The 23207-nt window shown below is 38.2% G+C and carries 16 protein-coding genes; 3 read left to right on the top strand and 13 right to left on the bottom strand.

Translation table 11 applies throughout. From position 1 onward, the window contains the following. Window positions 1-14 precede the first annotated feature (14 nt). On the bottom strand, window positions 15-1277 hold the full coding sequence (gene hemA, locus Phpb_RS22880) for a glutamyl-tRNA reductase (RefSeq protein WP_065392369.1): 1263 nt from the start codon (window positions 1275-1277) through the stop codon (window positions 15-17). 274 nt (window positions 1278-1551) lie between these two features. Between hemA and lolB the strand changes: the two genes are divergently transcribed. The 3 genes from lolB (at window position 1552) to prs (ending at window position 4083) form a co-directional block, all read left to right on the top strand. Continuing rightward, the gene (gene lolB / locus Phpb_RS22875; RefSeq protein ID WP_082302665.1) at window positions 1552-2196 is read left to right on the top strand and encodes a lipoprotein insertase outer membrane protein LolB; all 645 of its coding nucleotides are present in this window, start codon (window positions 1552-1554) and stop codon (window positions 2194-2196) included. Then, entirely contained in the window at window positions 2196-3071 is an 876-nt protein-coding gene (ispE, locus tag Phpb_RS22870; protein WP_065392368.1) for a 4-(cytidine 5'-diphospho)-2-C-methyl-D-erythritol kinase, read from the top strand. Before lolB ends, ispE begins: the two co-directional genes overlap by 1 nt. Before the next feature lie 64 nt (window positions 3072-3135). Next, complete coding sequence (prs, locus tag Phpb_RS22865) at window positions 3136-4083, top strand: ribose-phosphate diphosphokinase (protein ID WP_011146321.1); 948 nt, start codon at window positions 3136-3138, stop codon at window positions 4081-4083. A 130-nt stretch (window positions 4084-4213) separates the two neighbouring features. On the opposite strand, the gene ychH is transcribed toward prs, so the two are convergent. The 12 genes from ychH to Phpb_RS22805 all read right to left on the bottom strand — a co-directional run. Beyond that, window positions 4214-4489: a stress-induced protein YchH gene (ychH, locus tag Phpb_RS22860; RefSeq protein ID WP_065392367.1), complete on the bottom strand. Its 276-nt coding sequence runs from the start codon at window positions 4487-4489 to the stop codon at window positions 4214-4216. A gap of 445 nt (window positions 4490-4934) precedes the next feature. After that, a complete protein-coding gene (locus tag Phpb_RS22855) occupies window positions 4935-5879 on the bottom strand; it encodes an Ig-like domain-containing protein (protein ID WP_065392366.1) in 945 nt (314 codons plus the stop codon). A 118-nt stretch (window positions 5880-5997) separates the two neighbouring features. Then, a complete protein-coding gene (locus Phpb_RS22850) occupies window positions 5998-7323 on the bottom strand; it encodes a hypothetical protein (RefSeq protein ID WP_065392365.1) in 1326 nt (441 codons plus the stop codon). Further along, a complete protein-coding gene (locus Phpb_RS22845) occupies window positions 7320-8006 on the bottom strand; it encodes a hypothetical protein (RefSeq protein WP_065392364.1) in 687 nt (228 codons plus the stop codon). Before Phpb_RS22845 ends, Phpb_RS22850 begins: the two co-directional genes overlap by 4 nt. Before the next feature lie 83 nt (window positions 8007-8089). Continuing rightward, on the bottom strand, window positions 8090-9610 hold the full coding sequence (locus tag Phpb_RS22840; protein ID WP_065392363.1) for a hypothetical protein: 1521 nt from the start codon (window positions 9608-9610) through the stop codon (window positions 8090-8092). A gap of 110 nt (window positions 9611-9720) precedes the next feature. Further along, entirely contained in the window at window positions 9721-11223 is a 1503-nt protein-coding gene (locus Phpb_RS22835; RefSeq protein ID WP_065392403.1) for a hypothetical protein, read from the bottom strand. Window positions 11224-11628: 405 nt separating this feature from the next. Continuing rightward, window positions 11629-13131: a hypothetical protein gene (locus Phpb_RS22830; RefSeq protein WP_065392362.1), complete on the bottom strand. Its 1503-nt coding sequence runs from the start codon at window positions 13129-13131 to the stop codon at window positions 11629-11631. A 445-nt stretch (window positions 13132-13576) separates the two neighbouring features. Next, window positions 13577-15082: a hypothetical protein gene (locus Phpb_RS22825; protein WP_065392361.1), complete on the bottom strand. Its 1506-nt coding sequence runs from the start codon at window positions 15080-15082 to the stop codon at window positions 13577-13579. 558 nt (window positions 15083-15640) lie between these two features. Further along, entirely contained in the window at window positions 15641-17137 is a 1497-nt protein-coding gene (locus Phpb_RS22820; RefSeq protein ID WP_065392360.1) for a hypothetical protein, read from the bottom strand. A gap of 398 nt (window positions 17138-17535) precedes the next feature. Then, window positions 17536-19041: a hypothetical protein gene (locus Phpb_RS22815; protein WP_065392359.1), complete on the bottom strand. Its 1506-nt coding sequence runs from the start codon at window positions 19039-19041 to the stop codon at window positions 17536-17538. A gap of 522 nt (window positions 19042-19563) precedes the next feature. Beyond that, window positions 19564-21060 carry a hypothetical protein gene (locus Phpb_RS22810; protein WP_065392358.1) on the bottom strand — a complete coding sequence of 499 codons (1497 nt, stop codon included), beginning with the start codon at window positions 21058-21060 and terminating at the stop codon, window positions 19564-19566. A gap of 748 nt (window positions 21061-21808) precedes the next feature. After that, window positions 21809-23207: Ig-like domain-containing protein (locus Phpb_RS22805; protein WP_205634825.1), on the bottom strand; the 1399-nt coding region annotated here is incomplete at its 5' end.

Here is a 23207-nt window from a genome sequence, read left to right as displayed (position 1 = left end):
ATTCCGAGATATGGTTAATTATGTTCCAGCCCCAGGCTGTCACGTAATAAATTAAGGCGCTCCAGCTCACCATTACTGGCTGCTTGCTGGAGTGATTTGGTAGGAGCATGTATCAGACGGTTCACCAATTGATGAGTCAATTGATTAACCGCCTGTTCTACATCAGCTCCCTGATTGATAGCAGCCAGTGCCTTAGCTGTCATTTCAGCCCGCGCTCGTTCTGCCTGATTACGATACTCACGGATTGAATTTACTGCGCTCTGCGAACGCAACCAGTCCATAAAATAACGGCTTTCCTGCTGAACAATACATTCAGCCTGAACCGCCGCCGCTTTGCGCTGCGCGAGATTCTGCTGAATAATCGCTTGTAAATCATCAACACTGTAGAGATAGACGTTATTCAATTTTTCCACGTCAGGCTCTATATCACGGGGAACCGCGATGTCAATGAGCAACATCGGTTGGTTACGACGTAACTTTAATGCACGTTCAACCATCCCTTTACCAATAATAGGCAAAGGACTGGCAGTCGAGCTGATAACAATATCAGCTTCTGCTAAACGTGTGTCGATTTCAGGCAAAGTGATCACTTCCGCCTGAACTTCATCAGCCAACACTTGTGCCTTCTCTTTCGTCCTGTTAGCAATCATCATATGGCGCACACGATGCTCTTTCAAATGACGAGCCGCCAGTTCAATCGTTTCTCCGGCGCCGACCAACAAAATATTTAGTTCAGAAAGTGATTCAAAAATCTGCCGCGCCAGGGTACAAGCAGCAAACGCCACAGAAACTGCGTTCGAACCAATCTCTGTTTCCGTTCTTATGCGCTTAGCGACAGAAAATGATTTCTGAAACAGTCGCTCCAGTTCACTCGATAAAGAGCGGCTGTGCTGCGACTGGGCAAATGCTTTCTTCACTTGCCCAAGAATCTGAGGTTCTCCCAGCACCAACGAGTCCAGCCCACTCGCCACTCTCATCAAGTGGCTGACAGCTTCATTATCACAATGCCAGTAAATACTGGATCTTAGATCTCTGGGATTTAGCTGATGATATCCACACAACCAGTCAATTAACTGCTCATACAGATTATCTTGCTGTTCTACGCTGAGATAAAGCTCGGTACGATTACACGTTGACAATACAACCCCCCCTTTCACCAGGGGATGCTGGAGAAGGTTATCAAGCGCTTCCCCAATAGTACCCGGAGAAAAAGTCACCCGTTCACGCAGGGATACAGGAGCCGTTTTATGGTTAATACCAAGTGCTAACAAAGTCATATCAACTTCATTGAGTTATCAGCAGAGAGACAGTTCATCGTAAAAAACATTCTATTTGATGAAATCATCACCCTTAATAAGGACTCTTATAAACTGTGCATTCTACTTGATACCTCAGATCAATAAAAGACGATCAGCAGTGTCTGATATCATTATTCAGAACATTTTTTTGAAATTTAACTGGATTAATAGTTCATTCTTCATTATTAAGTGACGTAAAAGTTTTCACGTTATTAAACAGAGATTGCCGATGAAATCAATGCCTATAAAACCAATGTCGATAAAATCAGTGCCGACAAAACCAATACAAAAATTATCACTATTCCGTCTATTGCCGCTCTCTTGTCTATTGTTGACCGCCTGTACATTAACGCAACCTGGCGGAACCGGTTCGGCAGATTCTCCCCAATGGCGAACACGTACCCAACAGCTACAGCAATTAAATCAATATCAAACACGTGGCTCTTTTGCCTATCTGTCTAATGAGAAAAAAGTTTATGCCCGCTTTTTCTGGCGACAATATCATCCTGAACGCTACCGTTTATTACTGACTAACCCGCTAGGCAGCACTGAATTAGAGCTGATCGTTCAGCCAGACATGACTCAATTAACTGATAGCCAAGGTAAAAAATATTTTAGTGATAACCCCGAAGAGATCATTTATCAACTCACCAATATGGATATTCCACTAGATAATCTGCGGCATTGGATAACAGGTCTCCCCGGTGATGCCAAAAACTTTAAACTTGATGCCAACCATCTATTGAAAACCGTCAATTATCAGCAACATGGCGCGACATGGCAGGTTAATTATCAATCCTACGATACCTCAACAACCCCCGCCCTTCCCAATCGCCTGGAACTGATTCAGGGTGATCGTCGCATCAAACTGAAAATGGATAACTGGACGACAAAATAATGACATTAACCTGGCCTTCGCCGGCAAAACTTAACCTATTTCTCTATATCACCGGTCGTCGCGCTGATGGTTACCACCAGTTGCAAACGCTATTTCAATTTCTTGATTATGGTGATGAAATTACCATTATCCCTCGTCAGGACAATGAAATCCGTTTACTCACGCCGGTAGAGGGGGTGGAACACGATAACAACCTGATCGTTCGCGCCGCGCGTCTATTGCAATCCTACAGCGATAAACATCATACCGGGATTGCTCATAAAGGCGCTGATATCCAGATCAACAAACGTCTGCCAATGGGCGGTGGATTAGGCGGAGGTTCATCTAATGCCGCTACCTTACTCATTGCGCTGAATTATCACTGGCAAACCGGTTTCACAGACGAAACACTGGCAACCCTTGGCGTGGGTCTTGGCGCTGATGTGCCGGTCTTTATCAAAGGACACGCCGCATTTGCAGAAGGTATTGGTGAAATTCTGCATATGGCAGAGCCGGCAGAAAAGTGGTATCTGGTTGCGCATCCCGGTATTGAAATCTCAACTCTGCGCGTCTTCACAGATCCAGAATTAAAACGTGATACGCCAATTCGCCCTCTGGCCGCATTATTAAAGGCTCCGTACCTAAATGATTGTGAATCTCTTGTAAGAAAACGTTTTCGTAAGGTTGAACAGCTTCTTTCATGGCTGCTAGAATACGCGCCGTCACGCCTGACCGGAACCGGTGCCTGTGTATTCGGCGAGTTTGAATCAGAAGCATCGGCCCGTAAGGTGTTAAATCAAGCCCCTGAGTGGTTGCAGGGTTTTGTTGCGCGTGGCGTTAACAATTCACCTTTGCACAGTTTTCGCTCTGGGATACCCGTGTTATTGAACCAATGAATAAATATTTGTTATTTACATTGGTCAACAATATCTCTCTGGACGCAAGCCTGAGGTCTTTCTCGTGCCCGATATGAAGCTTTTTGCTGGTAACGCTATTCCTGAACTAGCACAACGTGTTGCCAACCGCCTGTACACCAACCTTGGAGACGCGGCTGTCGGCCGTTTCAGCGATGGTGAAGTCAGCGTGCAAGTTAATGAAAATGTGCGTGGTGGTGATATTTTCATCATCCAGTCCACTTGTGCACCGACTAACGACAATCTAATGGAATTAGTCGTTATGGTTGATGCGCTGCGTCGTGCTTCCGCAGGACGTATTACCGCAGTAATCCCTTATTTCGGTTATGCTCGTCAGGACCGTCGAGTCCGTTCAGCCCGTGTGCCAATTACCGCCAAAGTTGTCGCGGATTTCCTCTCCAGCGTTGGTGTAGACCGCGTACTGACCGTTGACCTGCATGCTGAGCAGATCCAAGGATTCTTCGATGTTCCGGTTGATAACGTATTTGGCAGCCCAATTCTGCTGGAAGATATGTTACAGAAAGAGTTGGAAAACCCTATCGTTGTTTCCCCGGATATTGGCGGGGTTGTCCGCGCACGCGCTATCGCTAAATTGCTGAATGACACCGATATGGCCATCATCGATAAACGTCGGCCACGCGCTAACGTTTCTCAGGTGATGCATATTATCGGTGATGTCGCCGGCCGCGACTGCGTGCTGGTTGACGACATGATCGATACCGGCGGCACCTTATGCAAAGCGGCAGAAGCATTGAAAGAACGCGGAGCGAAACGGGTATTTGCCTATGCCACTCACCCGATTTTCTCCGGCAATGCGGTAGACAACATTAAAAATTCGGTGATTGATGAAGTAGTTGTCTGTGACACCATTCCATTGTCTGCTGAGATTAAGGCGCTCAATAAAGTTCGTACTCTCACTTTGTCCGGTATGTTAGCTGAAGCGATCCGGCGTATCAGTAATGAAGAGTCAATTTCTGCGATGTTTGAGCACTAATAAATAAGTTGTACTCATAATATCGCTTTTAAAGAAAAAACCCGTTGTATAAAAGCTTCAACGGGTTTTTTGCTTATCTGGAATAATCATACCTTTCCATTAGCACAAACTATGACTAACTCTATTTTTGTTATGGAAACCGATGATCACCACGACGATAACGCTCATCATAGTTTCTTAACCACCAGTAACGATCTGCCACACCTTCCCGGCCTCCCACACCGGCGCCAGCCAACCAAACAAGCGCGCCAATAAAAACACCCAATAGCGCCGCTTCAGATAAAAACTCAGGCCAGCCAAAACCGAAGATGTGAGGCAGTAATGTATAAGCCAGGCTACTCACTATGGTGAACATACCGACGCCCATTAATACATTACCGACTATGAAAGCACTTTGACGTTTCATATGCTACCTCCAACACTCTTCGTGAATACACACTCTCCGTGAATACTAAGAACCGAAAATTCAAAAGCTAATGTTAATTGACTCTCTATAACTATATAGCTTATTTATAGTATAGCCCTATTTCACAAAAGGTCATTGCGGGCGCGATCACAACTAAAGGAGATTTAATAACAACGCCCTAATCATTGTAAGAAATAACATGAAGAAATAATGAGTTAGTAGCCTGAACTTCACTTAAAGAAAAGTTCAGGTTTTTAACTAAATATTGATATATAACAATGATAGTTGTGAAATTCCACCCAAGTTATATATTTTTAATCAATGATTCCTACCGGGATAATAAAAATCATCTTATTTTCACACTGCATGATAACGGCTAAAAACAGGGGATTTGTCTAATTTTTCAATGTGTAACCATCAATCAGCATCCCCAAATATCCAACGCCTAATATAGCTCTGGGGTTAACTCTACCCATGTTTGAGAATATACCCGCCCATCAATACAACTTATATACACCGATACAGATTCATTCATGGGAGGCATACGCTCTATAGTAGCAATTCTAAAGCTAAAATAGCCATTTATATCGGTAGTCATATGTTTGTCTTGACTACTCAAAAACAGATAAGATCCCAGAGATACTGATATAGTTACATTAGGTTCACCTACGCCATTCTTATATAAATATCCAGCTATAATAGCGTTTGAGAATGAAGACAACACAACCTGAGATTCTATAATCTTTAACTGATATGGATTATCCGTGAAACACATAGCTACAGCCTTTTTAATATCTCCCACTTGCGCCATTAGCGTTACTTCACCAGCACTATTAGATTGTATTAACGCCGTTATCTTACCATTTTTATCTGTCATCCCCGACGATGGAACGACTGTTGCCCCGCTATCTGCATAGAAGGTTATTTTTTGGTTTTTAACTCCATTACCCAACCGATCATACACCGTTGCAACTACCTTATTCTCATCGGTACTATTAATCCATGCATTATTTTCTTTTAAGACAAGCTTAAGCCCTGCCACCGATTGAAGAATAGAAATAAACTCGACCTGAAGAGGAGGGGCTGCTATTTGAGTATCATCTTCCAAGCAAGCATACACATTCCCTTGACACGGAGTCGAATCAGTAGAGATTATTTCAACTGATACCTTACCCAGTATTCCTGTACCTTTTATAATTTTACGATCATTATTCTCTTTAAATACCATAGATTGATTATCTAACGTGAAAACTACATTCACCCCATGCAATAAATAACCATCCTGGATTGCGCTTACACCGATATCTATCGGTTTATCCATAGTTTCCGTTTTTTCACTTGATAGCCAATTTAATGTTTTAGCCTCTTTTGGTGCTTGTTCGTCATCCATTTCATTCTCCTAATTTATCACTGTCATGTATATTTATATATGTCATCAACGATTTAAAGTTAAAAAACGAAATAATTTCAATTTGATAACATTATGCTAATTAACAATATTCCTTACGCTAAATAGAAGGAAAGTGTTTAAAATTAATAGAAAATTGAATCGACTTATCACTATCGGGTAAACTTATTATCACATTATTTTTTTCTGCTTTGGTATTAGTTATATGGAAAGTTGTACAACCATCTTTACTAATCGCAACCTGCAACTCCCTTTCATTATCACCATAACCTGAAATTATCGCGGAGCCATCAGTACGAACAAGTAATCTTTTACCGGAATAGACAGTACGGTCCACAATCACATAACCACTACAAACACTCACGCCATCAGCAGGTACTCCAGAGGTAAATGCATAAGCTTCGATAACACCGCCTCCATCTCTCCACTCGCTAAACATTGCCTGCCCTACACCCGGAGTTATAGTTCCATCCTCCGCAGAAACAGTACAGCGAAAACTCCCCGTTTCCTCAGATTGCAAATGGAAATAAGCCAGCCCGAAACTATCAGGGGCAAATTGATATTTTGCACCACCCCCTTCAACAATACTTCCTGATTCAACACTGGCCGATAATCTCTTTCCTGGCGGCCCATAAACCGCAACCAAATTTTTCGGGTTTATTCTGGGATATTCATTAGATACCACCGGCGCGCCTTCACTAATTGATATCATGGCAGATGACATATCCATTAATGACAATATCACTGAACCTGGAGCAGAACTATTATTACCAACCTCATAATACCCTGTTCCCACGCCCTCTTGCCCCAAACAAAGCACATTTTCCGCCGGCACCACTAAAGAAACATAACCCTGCTTAATATCCTCATCACTGACTGTTATTGGTTGTGCATCCCAGTCAGACCTCTCAATTGGCTCATAATTAAAATTATGTCCTCGCCAGTGGAATATGACGCTATCGCCTTTCCGCATATGCTGATAACTGATATGCACATTTAACCCATGATCTTGTACAAGAGATGAATAGTGAATAACGCCAGATGTTGAATCTGGGTAAATTGATGGTAATAATTTTATCGATGGAGAATTAATAATTTTAATAACAGCCGGTTTAGAGAAATTTTCATTCTCGAAATCATCGGCTGATGTATAAGTCACATTATAGCAACCATCCGGTATTTCAGAGAACGGTATAGCTATAGTGAAAAAAATAGTATTAATATTCTGAACATAATAGGGCCGAGAAAAAATTCCCCCAACACTGACCACGATCACATCCCAGATTTCCATATCCTCATAATAGGGTACTTTGATAATTAAATCTTGATTCTGTTGAACAGAAACATCAATCAAGCCATCTTTATCTGCTTGCGGCAATTTTGGCGACGATAAAAGAATAAATGTATTGTCATGATTGGTAATCATATTTCATCTCCCATTGGAATTGGTCTGAACGATAAAACAAAATTGACTTTATCCCCTGAATCTGAATCAGGTACTGTTAGCCAAACACTAACTTTACCTACTGTATGGCTAGTCACATTCACTGTCGCACTACCATCCTCCTTTAATGGAATATCTGCCCAGTTCTTATTATAACCATCGATGAGTGCATTATTATTCACTCTTACACGGATTTGATTAATATCATCATTATTTTTACGATCAATAAAAAGATATATCGAGCAAGGCGTCTTCCCATCCGCCGGAGCGCCTGTAGTATAATTATAGGCGGTAAAGACTATAGCTTCATCAGACTGACGATAATTACCAAAAATAAGCGGAAAAGATATTACCTTATTAATATCCTTTTGTGGAGCAATCATCAAAAAAGCCGAAAACTCTTCGCTATTTTCAATATTTTTATGTTCAAACGGAGAACGAACATAAAAATGTCCTTTTCCAGTCTCATCTAACGTCAATATGATCTGATCCACGTTAATGTTATCGTCGACAATAGAAGCACCAATAGATGTCGTAGCATAGAATTTATGCCCAGGTAGACCATATACAGTCACAATATTTTTGGGATTAAGATTAGGGTAATCGGTTAAATCACTTATCGCCGCGTTTTCTGTGATAATCACACTTGATATGCCGTTATTCATATTGTCACCATTAACTCCATGATTTATTAATTGAAAATAAAATGATAACGCTTAATAAAATATTAAAGCTCAATCGGTTAAATTTACTGTCCGGGAAGAACCGTATCAATGCGTCCATACCAAATCTTAGAGTCCTTTGTGTTTTCACTATATTTCATGCCTACATTATAAGTGATATAAACTGCTCCTGGCGCACCATCACTATACGAATCTACATTAGTAAAAGGCGCTTGACCAAGCTGAATAATCGCCTCCCCAGCCGCCACTTCGTCGGCAGTTACCATATGAGGATCAAGAGAATAAAGTTTCGAAAATGGATTCTCATTTACAATGCCGTTAACGTAAACATGTACCTTGATAACACTATTTACCACTATTCCATGATTTTTACCCACAACAATATGAGCATCCAGTCCCCCGCCTAAAATAGTTTCAAGATTGATTCTGACTTTCTGCCCAAGTTCCTCCTGATCTTTATGAGTGAAAATTCTGGGTACCGCTAATGTACGCTCAATTTCAGGTGGCACATTCGGTACTGCCTTTGTCAAATTAAAATAGCGGACAGATGACTTAGTTGTTTTCCCCGTCTTATCAGTTACATAATAATATAACTGATTATCGCCAACACTTGGAATACTGGCATACGGAACTAAAATAAACGGCTTATCCAACTGGCACAACTCAGTGATTACCGCAGACTGGCTTTTTGTTTCCTTATCACCTTCTCTAATTATTAAGAAGATTTGATCCAGTGATTTAGCAGATTCATAGAATGGGATAATCACATTAAAACTTGTGATCCTATTTCCTGGCGGTGGTGTTAATTTATCACCAGTCAATTCTGCAATATTTGGCGCCGGAAGCGTTGGGTGAATATTCTCTGTAATCATCAAAATGCTTGATGAAGCGTTTTTTAAAACATATGGCAATTTTGTCAACATATTCACCGAATAACTCCCCTCAGATTTCTTAGGGAAAATTTTTAAAGCAACAAAACCATGACTATCCGTATTAATATAATATTGACAATTATCTTTTTCACTCATAAAAGGTAATATTTCTACCGTAATTCCTTCTCCATCATATCCAAAAATACGTACTGCCCTATCAGTTACCAGAGGAATTTGAAAATAGGGAAGTGGATCATTTGTCTCATTCAACGCATACATATTAATGAGCAGACTGCCATTGAATGATGAAGGTCGCTCATTATCTGCTGCCGGAGATAAATCTTTTACCCACGAATCTCCAATAATTATAGGGGTAAACCCTTCGTATGAAAAACCATTTTCATCAATAGAATGAAACGCAATCTCCAATTTAGCATCAGGGTCCGTAGCCTTATCCATTGAAAATGTTATGGTGAAATCACTAGCGCCAGAATCAGCGGCAACAACAAATTTTGCAGTACAGATATTTTTCTCAACATCTCTTGAAATACGAGGAATCTCACCAAAATTACGATCTTGTGGGTAACTGCATACTATATCAGTCGTTTCCGTTACTTTATGGGTGTCATCACCTGAATAAGTCACAGTAATGACAACTGGGCATTCTTCTAAAACCGTTATTCCTGAAACGATATCTGCTGTCAATGTCGACATATTAAACCTCATATTAAAGTTAAACACCAATAATGCATTTACACAACAATGCTGACTACCTATTACCTTCTTCCTGCTTCTCACATAAATAAAAACTCAATTAGCTAAATTTAGTATCCAGGTGGAACCGTATCAATGCGTCCATACCAAACCTCAGAGTCCTTTATGCCGACACTGTAAGTGATATAAACCGAGCCTAACGTACCATCACGATATGAATCTACATCAGTAAAAGGTGCCTGACCAAGAGGAATAATAACCTCCCCAGCCGCCTCTTCGTCGGCAGTTACCGTATGAGGATCAAGAGAATAAATCTTTGAAGATGGATGCCCATTTACAGTACCGTTAACGTAAACATGTACCTTGATAACTCTATTTACCTCTATTCCATAATTTTTACCCACAGCAATATGCACATCCAATCCTCCCCCTTGAATAATTAGATAATTGATTTTGCCTTGTTGTTCAAGTTCTAAATGACATTGGTGAGTAAAAATTCTGGGTACAGATAATATACGCTCAATCTCAGGTGGCACATTCGGGATTGCCTCTGTCAAATTAAAATAGTGGGCAGATGACATCGTTGTTTTCCCCATTTTGCTAGTTACATAATAATATAATTCATTATCGCCAGCATTTGGAATATTAGCATACGGAACTGAAATAAACGAATTATCCAACTGGCACAACTCAGTGATTACCGCAGACCGGATTTTTGTTTCTTTATCACCTTCTCTAATTATTAAGAAAATTTGATCCAGTGGTTCCGCACCTGCATAAAATGGGATAGTCACATCAAAATCTGTACTGCTATTTCCTGGCGGTGGTGTTAATTTATCACCATCCAATCCTTCAATATCTGGCGCTGGAAGCGTTGGAGCAATATCTTCGGTAATCATCAAAATGCTTGATGAAGCGTTTTTCAAAAAAGATGGCAGTTTTGTGAACATGCTCACCGAGTAACTTCCCTCAGATTTCTTAGGGAAAACTCTTAAGGCAACAAAACCATTACTATCTGTATTAATATAATATTGATAATTATCTTTTTCACTAATAAAAGGCGATATTTCTGTCGTAAGTTGTTCTCCATCATCCGCAAAAATACGTACTGGCTTATCCGTTACCAGAGGAATTTGAAAATAGGGAAGCGGATCATTTGTCTTATTCAACGCATATATATTAATGAGCAGGCTGCCATTGAATGATGAAGGTCGCTCATTATCTGCCGCCGGAGAAAAATCTTTTACCCACGAATCGCCAATAATTATAGGGGTAAACCCTGCGTGTGAAAAACCATTTTCATCAATAGGATGAAATGTAATCTCCAATTTAGCATCAGGGTCCGTAGCCTTATTTATTGAAAATATTATGGTGAAATCACTGGCACCAGAATGAGCCGTAACAACAAATTTTGCAGTGCAGGTATTTTTCTTGGTATCCCTTGAAATACTGTGATTACAATCAAAACTGGTATTTTCTGGGTGACTACATACTATGTCAGTCGTTTCCGTTACTTTATGTGTATCGTCACCTGAATAAGTCACAGTGATAACAACTGGGCACGCTTCTAAAACCGTTATTCCTGAAACGATATCTGCTGTCAGTGTCGACATATTAAACCTCATATTAAAGTTAAACACCAATAAGTAAAAAACACCAATAACGCGCATCCACAACGATGCTGACTACCTATTATCTCCTTTTTACTTCTCACATAAATAAATTATTTACTTTAGCTGTTGCTGTAATAACAATAAATCCCTACTCGAAGCATAAGCCTTATATCCAAGTATACCCCATATAGTCATAATATATTTGGGGTTAAAATGACGGTAATTGTTAGATCATTTTTCACCATGTTTGCCATTATTCATACTGTCACCATTAACTCCATGATTCATTGGTTAAAAATAACCCACAATAAAAAATCGCTAGTTTACAAATAAGAAACATGGCCGGTAAAATGGAAAACGCTTATGCATTTTCCAATAAACAAATAAAAGCTCAATCAGTTAAATCTACTGTCCAGGAGGAACCGTATCAATGAGTCCAAACCAAATCTTGGAGTTCTTTATTCTTACACTGTAAGTGACATAAACTAATCCTGGCCCATCACGATATGAGTCTACACCCGTAAAAGGTGCCTGACCAAGCGGGATAATAACCTCTCCTGCCGCCATTTCATCGGCAGTTACCATATGCGGTTCAAGAGAATAAATTTTTGAAGATGGACTATGATTGACAATACCATTAACGTAAATACGTACATTGATAATACTATCCACATCTATTCCATTTTTTCTACCCACAGCAATACGCGCATCTAGCCCTCCCCCTAAAATTTTTACAAGATTGATCTTACCTCTCTGTTTAAGTTCGGCCTGATCTTTATGAGTGAAAATTCTAGCTGCCGCTAATGTACGCCTGATCTCTGGTGGTTGATTTGGTACTGACCTCGTTAAATTAAAATAGAGGGCAGATGACATAGTTATATTTCCCGTTGTATCAGCCCTATAATAATATAATTCATTATCGCCAGTATTTGGAACACTGGCATATGGAACTGAAATAAACGGACTATCCAACTGATTCAGATCAGTAATGACAGTAGACACACTTGGCGTTTCATCATTATCTTCTCTGATCATTAAGAAAATTCTATCTCTCGGTTTAACACTTTCATAAAATGGGATACTTACATGAAAACCTGTACTGCTATTTCCTACTGATGGTGTTAAACTATCACCATCCAACTCTTCAATATCTGGCATTTCAAGCGTTGGAGCAATGTCTTCTGTAATAAACAGAATATTTGATGAATATTTCCTTAAAAAATCCTGCAACTCTGTAAACATATTGACTGTGTAGTTACTACCCTCCCCTCTACTGGGGAAAATTCTTAAGGCAGCAAAACCTCTACTATCCGTATTAATGTAATATTTATTTCTATTGAATCCTCTAATAAAAGGCAATATTTCTGTTGTAAGTTGACCCCTACCATCTTCAAAAATACGCACTAGCTTATCAGTTACCAGAGGAATTTGAAAATAAGGTAACGGATCATCTGTTTTACTCAGTGCATATATATTAACAAGGAGGCTGCCGTTAAACTCAGAAGGTTGCTCATCATCCGCTGCCGGAAATAAGTCTTTTACCAGCGAATCGCCAATAATCACAGGTTCAAACGCTGCATGCGAAAAACCATTTTTATCAATAGGATGAAATGCTATCTCTAATTTAGCATTGGGGTCCGTAGTATTATCCATTGAAAATTCTATGGTGAAATCACTGGCACCGTCATTAGCAGTAACAACAAATTTTGCAGTACAGGTATTCTTCTTGATATCCCTTGAAATACGAGGAGTCTCATCAAAACTGACATCTTGCTGGTCACTGTACACTATATCAGTCATTTCCGTTACTTTATGTAACTCATCACCTGAATAAGTCACCGTAATGACAACTGGGCACTCTTCTAAAACCGTTATTCCTGAAACAATATCTGCTGTAAGTGTCGACATATTAAACCTCATATCAAAGTTAAACATTAATAAGCAATAAGTGTCTAATTTTTATAAAAATAATGCGCTCCCACAACGATGCTTACTACTTATTACCTCCTTCCTACTTCTCACATAAATAAATTATTTACTTTAGCCGTTACTGTAATAACAATAAATCCATCACTCAGTGTAGAAGCTACATATCCAAGTATACCCTATATAGTCACCCTATTTTTTGGTCAAAATTAGGGTAATTGTTAAATCACTTTTCGCCATGCATAGCATTATTCATACTGCATCCATTAACTCCATAATTTATTATTGAAAATAAAATAAAACATTTAATAAAATATTATAGCTCGGTAATAAATAAATCACCAGTTCACAAATAAGCAACATGTCTTGGAAAATGGAAAACGCTTACGCATTTTCCATAAACAGATAAAATCTCAATCAGTTAAATTTATTTCCTAGGGGGAACAGTATCAATCTGTCCAAACCAAATCTTAGATTCTTTTTTACCTACGCTGTAAGTGATATAAACCGAGCCTAGCGTACCATCACTATACGAATCTACATTAGTAAAAGGCGTCTGACCAAGCAGAATAATAGTCTCTCCAGCCTTTACTTCGTCATCAGTTACCGTATGAGGAGCAATAGAATAAATCTTTGAGGATGGATTCTCATTTACAATACCATTAACGTAAATACGTATATTGATAACACTATTTACCTCTATTCCGTTGTTTTTACCCACAGCAATATGAGCATCCAACCCTCCACCTAAAATATATTCAAGATTAATCTTACCTGGCCAACCAAACTCCTCCTGTCGTTTATGATTAAAAATTCTAGGTCTCGCTAATATACGCCTAATCTCTGGTGGTTCATTCGGTACTGAACTCGTTAAATCAAAATAGAGGGCAGATGACATAGTGATATTTCCCATTGCATCAGCCATATAATAATATAACTCATTACCACCAATATTTTGAATATTAGCATATGGAACTAAAATAAACGAATTATCCAACTGATTCAGATCATTAATGACAGTAGACACACTTGGCGTTTCGGCATTATCTTCTCTGATCATTAAGAAAATTCTATCTTTCGGGCTAAAACCTTCATAAAATGGGATACTCACATGAAAACCTGTACTGCTATTTCCTATTGATGGAGTTAATTTATTACCATCCAGTTCTGCAATATCTGGTACCGCAAGTGTTGGATCAATGTCCTCTATAATAAAAAGAATATTTGATAAAGGTTTCTTTGAAAAATCCGGCAATTCTGTGAACATATCAACTGTATAATTACCATTCTCCTTCTTACTGGGGAAAATCTTTAAAGCAACAAAACCATTTTTATCGGTATTAATATAGTATTTATTATTATCGTAATTTAGAACAAGAGGCAATATTTCTTCCGTAATATTTTCTCCATCATACCCAAAAATACGCACTAAATTATCAATTACCAGAGGGATTTGAAAATAGGGTAACGGCTCATTTTTTTCACTCAACGCATAGATATTAATAAGGAGGCTGCCATTAAATTCAGAAGGCTCCTCATCATCTGCTGCCGGAGATAAATCTTTTATCAACGAATCGCCAATAATGATAGGCTCAAACGCTGCATGTGAAAAACCATTTTTATCAATAGGATGAAACGCAATTTCCAATTTAGCATTCGGGTCCGTAGTATTATCCATTGAAAATACTATGGTGAAATCACCGGCACCAGAATTGGCAGTAACAACAAATTTTGCAGTGCAGATATTATTCTTGACATCCCTTGAAATACGAGGGGTCTCATCAAAACGGGTATTTTCTGGATGACTGTACACTATATCAGTCGTTTCCGTTACTTTATGAGTCTTATCACCTGAATAAGTCACAGTGATAACAACTGGGCACTCTTCTAAAACCGTTATTCCTGAAACGATATCTGCTGTAAGTATTGACATATTAAACCTCATATTAAAGTTAAACACCTATAAGTAACAAACATTTAATTTTCTATCAAAATAATGCGTTTATACAACGATGCTTACTATCTATTACCTCCTTCCTGTTTGTCACATAAATAAATTATTTACTTTAGCCGTTAATGTAATAACAATAAATCTCTACTCGAAACATAAGCTTTATATCCAAATATACCCTATATAGTTACAATATATCTGGGGTTAAAATTACGGTAATTGTTAAATCACTTTTCACCATGTTGACCATTATTCATACTGCCACCATTAGTTCCATGATTTATTGTTGAAGATAAAATGACAACGCCTAATAAAACATTATAGCTCGGTAATAAAGAAATCGCCAGTTCACAAATAAGAAATATGTTCGGCAAAATGGAAAATGTTTACGCATTTCCCAATAAACAGGTAAAAGCTCAATCAACCAAATCTATTGTCCAGGTGGAACAATATCAATATGTCCAAACCAGATCTTAGATTCCTTTTGACCTACACTGTAAATAATATAAACTAAGCTTGGCACATCACCACGATATGAGTCTACGGAACAGTATCAATGTATCCAAACCAAATCTTAGATTCTTTTCTGCCTACGCTGTAAGTGATATAAACTGAGCCTGGCGTACCATCACGATATGAGTCTATATTAGTAAAAGGCGCCTGACCAAGCGGAATAATAGTCTCTCCAACCGCCACTTCTTCGGCAGTTACCGTATGAGGTTCAACAGAATAAAGTTTCGAAGATGGATTATCATTTATAATACCATTAACATAAACACGTATATTGATAATATTATTTACCTCTATTCCACTTTTTTTATCCACAGCAATATAGGCATCTAATCCTCCGCCTAATATATCGTTAAGATTGATCCAAGCTGGCCAGCCGAATTCCAACTGTAGTATATGACTAAAAATTCTAGGTGCAGCTAATGTACGCTTAATCTCTGGTGGTACATTTGGTGCTGACCTCGTTAGATTAAAATAGAGGGCAGATGACATAGCTATATTTCCCGTTGTATCAGCTATATAATAGTATAACTCATTACCACCAATATTTGGAACACTGGCATATGGAACTAAAATAAACGGATTATTCAACTGATTCAGATCAGTAATTACGGCAGACGCACTTGGCGTTTCGTCATTATCCTCTCTGAGCATTAAGAAAACTGTGTCTTTCGGTCCAGCACCTTTATAAAATGGGATACTCACATGAAAACCTGTGCTGCTATTTCCTACTAATGGCGTTAATTTATCACCATTTAGCTCTTCAATATCTGGCGTTATAAGCGTCGGAGCAATGTCTTTTGTAATAAACAGAATATTTGATGAAGATTTCTTTGAAAAATCCGGCAATTCTGTGAACATATCAACCGCATAGTTCCCCTTCCCTTTCTGACTGGGGAAAACCCTTAAAGCAACAAAACCGTTTTTATCTGTATTAATATAATATTTATTAATACTTAATTTTCGAATAAAAGGAGATATTTCTTCCGTAATTTGTTCTCCATCATACCCAAAAATACGCACTATCCTATCTGTTACCAGAGGAATTTGAAAATAGGGTAACGGCTCATTCGTTTTACTCAACGCATATAGATTAATAAGGAGGCTGCCATTAAACTCAGAAGGCTCCTCATTATCTTTTGCCGGAGATAAGTCTTTTATCAACGAATCACCAATGATTATGGGTTCAAATGCTGCATGTGAAAAATCATTCTTATCAATAAAATGAAATACTCTCTCCAATTTAGCATCGGTGTCCGTAACCTTATCCATTGAAAATGTTATGGTGAAATCATTGGCACCAGAATTAGCAGTAACAACAAATTTCGCAGCGCAAGTATTATTTTCTATATCTCTTGAAATACGAGGAGTCTTATCAAAACGGATATTTTCTGGGGTACTATACACTATATCAGTCGTTTCCGTTACTTTATGAGTATCATCGCCTGAATAAGTCACAGTGATAACAACTGGACACTCCTCTAAAACCGTTATTCCTGAAACGATATCTGTTGTAAGTGTCGACATATTAGACCTCATATTAAAGTTAAACACCAATCAGTAACAAACACTTAATTTTCTGTCAAAATAATGCGTTTATACAACGATGCTTACTATCTATTACCTCCTTCCTGTTTGTCACATAAATAAATTATTTACTTTAGCCGTTAATGTAATAACAATAAATCTCTACTCGAAACATAAGCTTTATATCCAAATATACCCTATATAGTTACAATATATCTGGGGTTAAAATTACGGTAATTGTTAAATCACTTTTCACCATGTTGACCATTATTCATACTGTCACCATTAGCTCCATGATTCCTTGGTTGAAAATAAAATAACAACGATTAATAAAACATTATAGTATGCAATAAAGAAATCGCCAGTTCACAAATAAGAAAAAGCTCAATCAGTTAAATTTATTGTCCAGGTGGAACAGTATCAATGTATCCAAACCAAATCTTAGATTCTTTTTGACCTACGCTATAAGTGATATAAACCGAACCTGGCCTACCATCACGATACGAGTTCACATTAGTAAAAGGTGCCTGACCAAGCGGAATAATAGCCTCTCCAGCCGCCACTTCGTCAGCAGTTACCGTATAAGGCTTAACAGAATAAAGTTTCGAAAATGGATTCTCATTGACAATACCATTAACATAAATACGTACATTAATGACATCATTTACCTCTATTCCATTGTCTTGACCCACAGCAATATGGGCATCCAACCCTCCTCCTAAGATATCTTCAAGATTGATCCTCGCTGGCCAGCCAAAATCCAACTGTAGCATATGACTAAAAATTATGGGTGCAGCTAATGTACGATTAATCTCTGGTGGTACATTTGGCGCTGACCTCGTTAAATTAAAATAGAGGGCAGATGACATAGTTATATTTCCCGTTGCATCAGCCTTATAATAATATAATTCATTACCGCCAATATTTGGAACGCTGGCATATGGAACTAAAATAAATGGATTATTCAACTGATGCAAATCAGTAATGACAGCAGATACACTTGGCGTTTCGTAATTATCTTCTCTGATCATTAAGAAAATTCTATCTTGCAGTCTAACACCTTCATAATATGGGATACTCACATGAAAACCTGTACTGCTACTCCCTACCGATGGTGCTAATTTATTACCATTCAGTTCTTCAATATCTGGCGTTGCCAGCGTTGGAACAATGTCTTCTGTAATAAACAGAATATTTGATAAAGATCTCTTTGAGAAATCCGGCAATTCTGTGAACATATCAACCGCATAGCTACTCTTCTCTTTCTGACTGGGGAAAACCCTTAAAGCAACAAAACCGTTTTTATCCGTATTAATATAGTATCTATTTCTATTGAACCCTCGAACAAAAGGCAATATTTCTGCCGTAATTTGTTTTCCATCATATCCAAAAATACGCACTGACTTATCCGTTACCAGAGGAATTTGAAAATAGGGTAACAGATCATTTGTTTTACTCAACGCATATAGATTAATAAGCAGGCAGCCATTAAATTCAGAAGGTTTCTCATTATCCGCTGCCGGAGATAAGTCTTTTATCAACGAATCGCCAATAATGATAGGTTCAAACGCTGCATGTGAAAAACCATTTTTATCAATAGCATGAAATGCTCTCTCCAATTTAACATCAGGGTCCGTAGCCTTATCCATTAAAAATGTTATGGTGAAATCACCAGCTCCAGAAGCAGCAGTAACAACAAATTTTGCAGTACAGGTATTATTCTCGATATCTCTTGAAATACGAGGGATCTCATCAAAACGGGTATTTTCCGAGTTATTGTACACTATGTCTGTCGATTCCGTTACTTTATGAGTATCATCACCTGAATAAGTCACCGTGATAACAACTGGGCACTCCTCTAAAACCGTTATTCCTGAAATTATATCTGCTTTAAGTGTCGACATATTAAACCTCATATTAAAGTTAAACACCAACAAGTAACAAACACCTAATTTCTATCAAAATAATGCTCTTCCACAATGATGCTTACTACCTATTATCTCCTTCCTATTTGTCACATAAATAAATTATTTACTTTAGCCGTTAACGTAACCACCACTCATAATATAGGCTTTATATCCAAGTATACCCTATATAGTTACAAGTTAAGATTCCGGTAGTTATTAAATAACTTTTCAACATGCTGGGTATTATTCATACTACCCCCATTAATTCCATGATTCACTGGTTGAAAATAAAGATGCTTAAGAAAATATTATAGCTCAGTAATAAAGAAATCGCCAGTTCATCAATAAGAAATATGTCTGGGAAAACGGAAAATGCTTACGCATTTTCCAATAAACAGGTAAAAGCTCAATTGATTAAATTTATTGTCCAACCAATGTATCCAAACCAAATATTAGATTCCTTTTGATCTACACTGTAAGTAATATAAACTGAGCCTAGCGTATCATCACAACATGAGTCTACGGAACAGTATCAATGTATCCAAGCCAAACCTTAGATTCTTTTCGGCCTACACTGTAAGTGATATAAACCGAGCCTGGCGTACCATCACGGTGTGAGTCTATATTACTAAAAGGCGACTGACCAAGCGGAATAATAGTCTCTCCTGCCGCTACTTCTTCGGCAGTTACCGTATGAGGATTAACAACATAAAGTTTCGAAAATGGATTCTCATTTACAATACCATTGACGTAAATACGTACATTAATGACATTATTTACCTCTATTCCACTGTTTTTACCCACAGCAATATGGGCATCCAACCCCCCTCCTAAGATACCGTCAAGATTAATCTTTGCTGGCCACCAAAATTCCTCCTGTCGTCTATGATTAAAAATTCTAGGTCTCGCTAATATACGCTGAACCTCTGGTGGTACATTTGGTACTGACCTCGTTAAATCAAAATAGAGGACAGATGACATAGTTATATTTCCCGTTGTATCAGCCATATAATAGTACAACTCATTACCACCAATATTTGGAACACTGGCATATGGAACTAAAATAAACGGATTATTCAACTGATTCAGATCAGTAATGACAGCAGACGCACTTGGCGTTTCATTATTATCTTCTCTAATCATTAAGAAAATTCTATCTCTCAGTTTAGCACTTTCATAAAATGGAATAATCACATGAAAGTTTGTACTGCTATCTCCTGTTGATGGCATTAATTTATCACCATTCAGCTCTTCAATATCTGGCGTTGCCAACGTTGAATTAATGTCTTTTGTAATAAACAGAATATTTGATGAAGATCTCTTTGAAAAATCAGATAATTCCGTAAACATATCAACCGTATAGTTACTCTTATCTTTCTGACTGGGGAAAACCCTTAAAGCAACAAAACCGTTTTCATTCGTATTAATATAATATTTACTTCTATTGAATCCCCGAACAAAAGGCAATATTTCTGCCGTAATTTGTTTTCCATCATACCCAAAAATACGCACTGGCTTATCCGTTACCAGAGGAATTTGAAAATAAGGTAACGGATCATTTGTTTTACTCAACGCATAGAGATTAATAAGCAGGCTACCATTGAATGGTGAAGGTTTCTCATTATCCGCTGCCGGAGATAAATCTTTTATCAACGAATCGCCAATAATGATAGGTTCAAATGCTGCATATGAAAAACCATTTTTATCAATAGGATGAAATGCAATTTCCAATTTAGCATCGGGGTCCGTAGCCTTATCCATTGAAAATGTTATGGTGAAATCATTGGCTCCGGAATTAGCAGTAACAACAAATTTCGCAGTACAGGTATTTTTCTCAACATCTCTTGAAATACGAGGGATCTCATCAAAACTGGTATTTTTCGGGTTATCGTACGCTATGTCAGTCGAATCCGTTACTTTGTGAGTATCATCGCCTGAATAAGTCACCGTGATAACAACCGGGCACTCCTCTAAAACCGTTATTCCTGAAATTATATCTGCTGTAAGTGTCGACATATTAAACCTCATATTAAAGTTAAACACCAACAAGTAACAAACACCTAATTTCTATTAAAATAATGTTCTTCTACAATGATGCTGACTACCTATTATCGCCTTCCTGTTTGTCACATAAATAAACTATTTACTTTAGCCATTACTGTAATAGCAATGTATTCCCTATCCAAAATATATCATAAAATGACATACAGTGCTTCCTCCCCATATTCAAAAAACTAAGTCAGAAACCATCAGCATATGAGTCCACATATCAAAAAAGCACCTGACCAAGCTGAATAACACTTACTCTAACTTTCGCATCTTCCCTGATTAATTTATGAGTATCAATAGTAATAAATACTTAATCTAACTCCTATCACACAATACCATCAGCGTAAACACTTATATTAATAATATCATCTATATTGATTTCAGTGAACAATTAAATAATTGATTTTGCCTCACTGTCCAAGTTCTAAATGGCCTTGGTGACTAAAAATTCTAGCTATAGCTAATGTACGAGAAACCTCTGTGGTGGCTCATTAGTGACTGAATTTGTTAAAATAACGAGAAGATAGCATGACTACGTTCTCACTATAAGTCACAGTGATGACAACTGGGCACGCTTCTAAAACCGTTATTCCCGAGACAATATCTGCTGTAAGTGTCAATATATTAAAGTTAAACACCAATAAGTAACAAACGCCTAATTTTCTATCAAGATAATGCTCTTCCACAATAATGCTTACTACCTATTATTCCCTCCCTACTTCTCACATAAAACCACATAAGCCTTTGTGTATGAATCTTGCTTATTCAACAAATGAGCCTGAATACTTTCTTTACTTTCTTTACTTTCTTTACTTTCTACATACAACCCTCCCATTGTTACTCCGACAATATTTAGCTCATGCTGAGGATCTCCTAATAAACCTTTTTGAATAAGATCCAAATTCAAATTCTTAACCAGATAATCAATTGAACTACCAAGATCTCTCTCCTTTATCCTATTTCCTCTTGTACAACTAGGTAAAGGTTGAATCGTGTCAATACGATCCTTCGAGTAAGCGTAACCAACCCCCGGCCCTGTCGGGTTAAAATCAACAATTACAAAGTGGTCAATTTTCACATCGGGAATAACATATTTTAAATACCGACCAGATTCTGGGTGTGTAAACGTCGTAGTTAATGTAGCCGTTCCTGCTTTTTTAACTTGAAAATCACCTTGTAACGCCTCAACATCAACTACGCTCTTATTACTTGAATCATATACTCCAGAATAACCATCTATATGTAATTTTCCAGGCAAATACTCAGGTTTAAACTTCATTTCTTGCCAGCCAAAGTTCATTCTTTCCTTTGGTACTGAACGCCCGAGCGATTCTCCATCTTTATAGTGATAATCCAATATAAAGAAGTTAGCAACATCCTGCTCATTAGCCTTAATTTCTACCATTTTATTCTTAGAACCAACAGATGAATCATTCACTTTGGCCGTTACCATAACAGCAACAAACCCGCCACTTTTGCTATATATCTGATATTGCGCTTTCCCATCATCATCTGTTTTACCATCACCCACTACCTGAGTAACCAAGTTTTTATCAGTAATGGTAACTCCCTTACTATTTGTTGCACTCCAAGCCACCGCAACACCACTTTTCGCCTGCCCGGAAAAATCTTTTACTGTGGCAGTAAAGGTATAAGTATGCCCCTCGCCTTCTCCTTCTGTTACGTGATCTGGACTAACAGTAAGAGAAGCAAGCTCATCAGGGCTGATAAAACTGACTTTTTTATCTGCATTCATTGGCGTCTGCTGAGTAGCCGTCTTTGCAGACACTTGTACATCAATCGCTACCACTGTACTGGTTAAGGTCGCCGTCACCTGTCCCTGCGCGTTACTCACCGAATTGTTCTGTTTCGTCAGTTTTAACCCGTCAACCGTTGGATTTGTCTGCCAGTCAATGTCGATCGGTTTACCCACCACCAGATTGCCGTGCCCGTCCTTCACCGTCGCCGTGAAGGTATAACTGTCAATGCCATTGTTGTAGTGTTCTTTGTCTTTATCCACTTCCACCGTCACACCGGTGACCCGATAACTGTGACTCAGCTCCTCAAAGCTGACCTTTTGATCAGCATCGACCCACGACGGGTTCGCCGCCGCC

This window comes from Photorhabdus namnaonensis (assembly GCF_001684335.1).
GTDB classification, from domain to species: Bacteria; Pseudomonadota; Gammaproteobacteria; order Enterobacterales; family Enterobacteriaceae; genus Photorhabdus; species Photorhabdus namnaonensis.
This window is presented reverse-complemented; position numbering and strand designations above follow the sequence as displayed.